This window comes from Brevibacillus sp. SKDU10 (assembly GCF_001645205.1).
Taxonomy (GTDB): domain Bacteria; phylum Bacillota; class Bacilli; order Brevibacillales; family Brevibacillaceae; genus Brevibacillus_B; species Brevibacillus_B halotolerans.
In genome coordinates this window covers 1-5,009 of the sequence record NZ_LSSO01000206.1, presented here as the reverse complement: position 1 = coordinate 5,009, position 5,009 = coordinate 1, and the positions used below count along the sequence as shown (strand labels likewise).

The 5,009-nt window shown below is 40.8% G+C and carries 5 protein-coding genes and 1 pseudogene; 4 read left to right on the top strand and 2 right to left on the bottom strand.

Annotated features, from left to right (window positions below; translation table 11 throughout):
- From AYJ08_RS24155 to AYJ08_RS21060, 3 genes and pseudogenes are all read left to right on the top strand, one after another.
- Positions 1-210, top strand: a pseudogene (locus tag AYJ08_RS24155) (hypothetical protein); the annotation flags it as partial.
- A 325-nt stretch (positions 211-535) separates the two neighbouring features.
- A complete protein-coding gene (locus tag AYJ08_RS21065; protein ID WP_064019343.1) occupies positions 536-1,123 on the top strand; it encodes a hypothetical protein in 588 nt (195 codons plus the stop codon).
- 214 nt (positions 1,124-1,337) lie between these two features.
- On the top strand, positions 1,338-2,162 hold the full coding sequence (locus AYJ08_RS21060) for an aldo/keto reductase (protein WP_031411036.1): 825 nt from the start codon (positions 1,338-1,340) through the stop codon (positions 2,160-2,162).
- Between the two features lie 121 nt (positions 2,163-2,283).
- On the opposite strand, the gene AYJ08_RS21055 is transcribed toward AYJ08_RS21060, so the two are convergent.
- Positions 2,284-3,738 (bottom strand): NADP-dependent glyceraldehyde-3-phosphate dehydrogenase, encoded by a 1,455-nt coding sequence (locus AYJ08_RS21055; protein WP_064019342.1) that lies wholly within the window; start codon positions 3,736-3,738, stop codon positions 2,284-2,286.
- A 203-nt stretch (positions 3,739-3,941) separates the two neighbouring features.
- Here AYJ08_RS21055 and AYJ08_RS21050 point away from each other — a divergent pair, with 203 nt between their 5' ends.
- Complete coding sequence (locus tag AYJ08_RS21050; RefSeq protein WP_031411032.1) at positions 3,942-4,421, top strand: MarR family winged helix-turn-helix transcriptional regulator; 480 nt, start codon at positions 3,942-3,944, stop codon at positions 4,419-4,421.
- A gap of 183 nt (positions 4,422-4,604) precedes the next feature.
- On the opposite strand, the gene AYJ08_RS21045 is transcribed toward AYJ08_RS21050, so the two are convergent.
- The gene (locus AYJ08_RS21045) at positions 4,605-4,859 is read right to left on the bottom strand and encodes a YciI family protein (protein WP_003335153.1); all 255 of its coding nucleotides are present in this window, start codon (positions 4,857-4,859) and stop codon (positions 4,605-4,607) included.
- Positions 4,860-5,009: the final 150 nt, after the last annotated feature.

The following is a 5,009-nucleotide window of genomic DNA, read 5'->3' as shown; positions in this document are numbered from 1 at the left end:
GTCAATGGAGGGGTAGGAGGAAGTAATGCTGCTGGTATAACCGGTAATATCCTTGTTGGTGGCGGGGGTGGAGCCTGCGGTGGCAGTGGGGGCAACGGTGGCGGTGTACTCATTCTTGGTCAACTTCCCGTTGTAGCATTACCTGGACAAAGCGGACATCTACTACAAACCATTGTGCCAATTCCCGCAAATTTGTTCATTGTTTCCTAATCAATTCTTTATTACAAAACCATCACGATGATCCCCTCTCCATTGGGGTCATTTTTTTATGGAGGGATGATTCGATTGTCTTCGAAGCATCCTAGTTGCTGTCATGAGAGAATAGGCATCTTTCTGATTCAAAGGGCTTTTTTTGTGGTAAATCAAATAAATGGAATCGACAAGCCAGAAATTTAGAAAAAACTTTATTACATAATCAGGAAGGCAGTTTTTGGATGGTTACACATTACAGGCTAATAATGTTAAAATAGAAGGCATGTTTCATTCAGCAGCTTTCTTTATAGAAGTTGCAGTCCAAAGAAAGGTGATGAGGAAGATGAAAAAAATGAAGGGGACTCTGCTTGTCCTACTAGCATGTGCTATGCTTACAGCTTGCTCCAATAACTCAGGAGAACCTACTAAAGTAAACCCAGAAGGGGCACCAGCACCGGCACCAGTGGATACAAAAGCGAATAATGATTTTAAAGGCGAACCAATTAAGGACAGTAAAGGCTTACCAGAACCTAGTCAGATTAACGTATATAAATACGGTAACAAAAAGACTTTAAAATCTACAGACGCTGATTTCAAAAAAATTGTTGAATTGACAAACAAACGTGTAGGTATCGTGGGAGAAATCGTTCCTACCCAGGAAACAGAGCTAAGCATTGAGAAAGCAACCAAATTAGGTCTAGCGATTGAATATGTATATGATCAGCCAGTAGAGCATGAAATTGTGGCCAAAGAAAAACAAGGCGACAAGAAAGTAAATACTACGGTTAAGGTTGCTTCTAAGAGCGATATCTTTATCTTCTCTGGAAACGATAGTGACAGAATGTACTATAGCGAAGATGGTAAAACCTATACCGACAAACCTATTCGTCTAACTGAGACAACAGAATTAACCAAACTAATTTCTAAATAATAGATACGTTTTGACGAATAAAACAACTTGCAAGAACCCGTTTACATGATAGATGGGTTCTTTTTTTGCTATGGAATTATCTAAACATGTTGATGATGTATGAAAATATAGAAGTTAACACACACAATAGGTGATAAACGGATTCTCTACATGCTACAATGAAACTGTTGCTGTTACATACAGCACTTTTAAAAAGCTGAGGAGGGGAACAGCAGTGATAAAACATCTCGCAGATTGTACAGTACTCCAAAATGGAGTGAAAATGCCTTGGATTGGTCTTGGTGTATGGAGAGTAGATGATGGAGCTCAGGTTGTTCACGCAGTGAAAACAGCAATTCAGCACGGATATAGAAGTATTGATACTGCTATGATCTACAAGAATGAAGAAGGGGTTGGCCAAGCAATTGCTGAAGCTGGGGTTCCCCGTGAAGAATTATTTATAACTACTAAGGTATGGAATAGCGATCAGGGCTACGAGACGACGCTAGCTGCTTTTGATGAAAGCTTGAAAAAGCTTGGTCTGGACTATCTTGACTTGTATTTAATCCATTGGCCGGGTACAGACAAATATGTAGATACATGGAAGGCATTGGAGAAGCTATACAAGGATGGAAAGGTACGGGCAATAGGTGTCTGCAATTTCCACAAGCATCATTTGGAAGAATTGATGAAAGCAGCAGAAGTGAAGCCGATGGTGAACCAGATCGAATTGCATCCGCTCTTGACCCAGAAGGAATTGCTTACATATTGCAAACAGAACAACATCCAGGTCGAAGCTTGGAGCCCATTGATGCAAGGAAATTTAGATCATCCTGTTTTGGCTAAATTGGCACAAAAATACGAAAAAACACCAGCTCAGATCGTGCTTCGTTGGCATTTGCAAAATGGTGTTGTTATTATTCCAAAGTCGGTTAAAGAGCATCGTATTACGGAGAATGCAGCTTTGTTTGACTTTGCATTGTCAGATGAAGATATGGGCAGAATCAATGATCTGAATCAAAATCAACGTTTTGGTCCCAACCCAGACGAATTCTTTTAAGTCTGATGGAATCAATATCAGGTAAGTAAAAAACGCCTCTTATGATGAGCAGATTTCATCAAAAAGAGGCGTTTTTTTGTATGCGTCTAATGAAAACTAGATTGTAAAAACGCAGCGGATATTATTGTAAGTTCAAGACCGTAACTTTATCACGTGTCATGGATTGCAGGCTTTTTGGGACACCCTGTACGCCTACACCAGAACCTTTTACTCCAATGAATGGGAAGTGGTCTGGACCGCGTTCTGTTCGTCCATTTATTTGCACGGAGCCTGTTTCTAGCTTTTTCGCCACATGGAATGCTTTGTTAATATCATTCGTAAAGACGCTTGCTTGAAGTCCAAACTCGGATTTGTTTGCAATCTCAATCGCTTCTTCTGCGTCTTTAATTCGGATAATTGGCAGAACAGGACCGAATGGCTCCTCCCATGCTACACGCATATCAAGCGTTACGTCTGCTAACAGGGTTGGATGAATCAAATTGCCCTCACGCTTGTTGCCAGTCAAAACTTTAGCACCTTTTTCGATCGCGTCATCAATGAGACCTTGAATGTAATCAGCAGATTTCGTGTCGATTACAGGCACGACAGTTGCTTTGTCTTCAGGAGAACCGATCGATAGCTTTGCTACTTCTGCTGCTAGCATATCCGTTAGCTGATCAGCTACTTCATCCTGAACTAGCACGCGTTTGATGGCGGTGCAGCGTTGACCGGAATAAGAGAAGGCGCCTGAGATAATTTGACCCGTTGCTAATTTCAAATCAGCGTCTGGAAGCACGATAGCAGGATCTTTACCGCCAAGCTCCATCACAAGTGGCACCATTTTTGCTTTGCTTGCGATGTGATAACCAGTCGCTGTTCCGCCTGTAAAGGTAATCATGTTGATTCCTTTATGCTCAACCAAATAATCACCAATCACAGAGCCGCGTCCGGTTACTACGTTTACAATGTTTTTCGGAATTCCTGCTTTGTGTAGGGCTTCAATCATTTTGATACCACTCAAAGCTCCTTGTGTTGCAGGCTTGAAGATTACTGCATTACCCATCATCAATGCTGGTGCAATTTTAGCTGAAGACAGGTTAACCGGGTAGTTGAATGGCGAAATAGCCAAAACGACACCAAGTGGAACACGTTCAACAATAGCGATTTTTTGTTTTGAACCGCCAGGAAAGTTTTCACCACTCATGCTTTCGTTGTACATATGAATAGCTTCTTCAATGTTGTAGCGAATGAGATCCGCAGAGCGTTCCACTTCCTTTTGGGCATCAGCAAAGGTTTTACCCACCTCTTGCATCATGATGTCAGCAATTTCGTCCTTCATAGCCAAAAGCTCGTCAATCCATCTATACAGATAGGTAGCACGTTCACGAATGCTTAATTCAGCCCAAGCTTTTTGTGCTTCAGCCGCTAATTTGATGGCTTCGTCTACTTCTTCGCGAGTGATGGCTTGTACCTCGCCAACGACTCCGTCTTTATACGGGGAGTATATTTTAACGGTTTCGTTAGAGGAGCTTTTTCTCCACTCACCGTTGATATAGTAAGGTAATTGCATATGTGCAGATGCTGCTTTTGTAGTCATAGTCTGTACCCTCCATGATGTATTGAATATTTTGGTACATTGATACCAAAAATGTGTTAATGTACAAATTGAGCCACTTTAGTAACGAGGTCAATTGTCTGTTAATCAATTGACACGTCCATTATATTTGACATAAGATTAATTTGTCAAAAACTAAATTGTGTACAATTGAATTGGAAGTGTAAAAAGAGGGGAGACAAATCATGAATAACAAGAAAATGCTAGCGCTAGATCAACAGCTATGTTTTTCGATTTATGCCTGTTCTCGTGAGATTTGTCGGTTGTATCGCCCGCATTTAGAAGAAATGGGACTTACCTATCCACAATATTTAGTGCTTTTAATTTTATGGGATGAGCACTCCTGTACGGTGAAGCAGCTAGGGCAGCTCCTTTATTTGGATTCAGGTACGTTGACACCGATGCTAAAAAGACTGGAAGCCATGGAGCTAGTTAAAAGAGAGCGCTCTACCACTGATGAGCGAACCGTCAATATTACCATTACGGAGAAGGGGAAACAGCTTCAAAGCAGAGCAGATGGGATTAAAAATGCCTTAGTGGAAAGTACGGCGATCTCTATGGAGGAATTTGGACCGTTACTAGAGCAGATGCAAGCGATGCTAGAACGCATCCATGAATTAAATAAAAACAAAACGTACTGCTGTATTGAGGCTGACAAAGAGTAAGTGGCAGGAAAACAAAATTACCAAAAAAGCTAGATGAACTTTAAAAAGATGTAAGCGGTCTAAAAGTAACCCGTGAATAAATAAAAGAATCCCCATTTACATGTACATTTGTTTTTTGTTACCTATGGACATACACAAAAACCGCTCAAGCGACTGCTGAGCGGTTTTTCTTTGTAGCGTTTCTTAGATATTCCATTGATGCAATTCCAGACGTCGTACACCTTCTACTACATAAGGATCAGATTCAGCTATCTGTGTAGCCTCCTCTAACGTATCAGCAATATAGATTACCATCCCGCCTGAACCATCGGCAAACGGCCCTTTCGCGAAGATTTTGCCTTCTGCTTTTAGCTTTTCGAGATATTCAAGATGATGAGGGCGAAATTCCTGATTTTTCTCTGGATTTTTCATATGTAAAATTGCAGCGAAGTGAGCCATTTTGAAATCTCCTTTAGCTAACAGGTTTTTTGTTTATTGTATCAAAATTCAGCAGGGTTTGCGATGGTAACGGCTTCATTTTTTATAGATCCACAGAAAGCTTTGAAACAGGTTTGATGTATCAAAAAAGGTAGCAAAACCATGTAAAAT

What these genes read in the sequence shown, in the direction of transcription:
- AYJ08_RS21045 (WP_003335153.1), bottom strand. Translation starts at nt 4,859, where the DNA reads ATGGCTCACTTCGCTGCAATTTTACATATGAAAAATCCAGAGAAAAAT.
- AYJ08_RS21050 (WP_031411032.1), top strand. Translation starts at nt 3,942, where the DNA reads ATGAATAACAAGAAAATGCTAGCGCTAGATCAACAGCTATGTTTTTCG.
- AYJ08_RS21055 (WP_064019342.1), bottom strand. Translation starts at nt 3,738, where the DNA reads ATGACTACAAAAGCAGCATCTGCACATATGCAATTACCTTACTATATC.
- AYJ08_RS21065 (WP_064019343.1), top strand. Translation starts at nt 536, where the DNA reads ATGAAAAAAATGAAGGGGACTCTGCTTGTCCTACTAGCATGTGCTATG.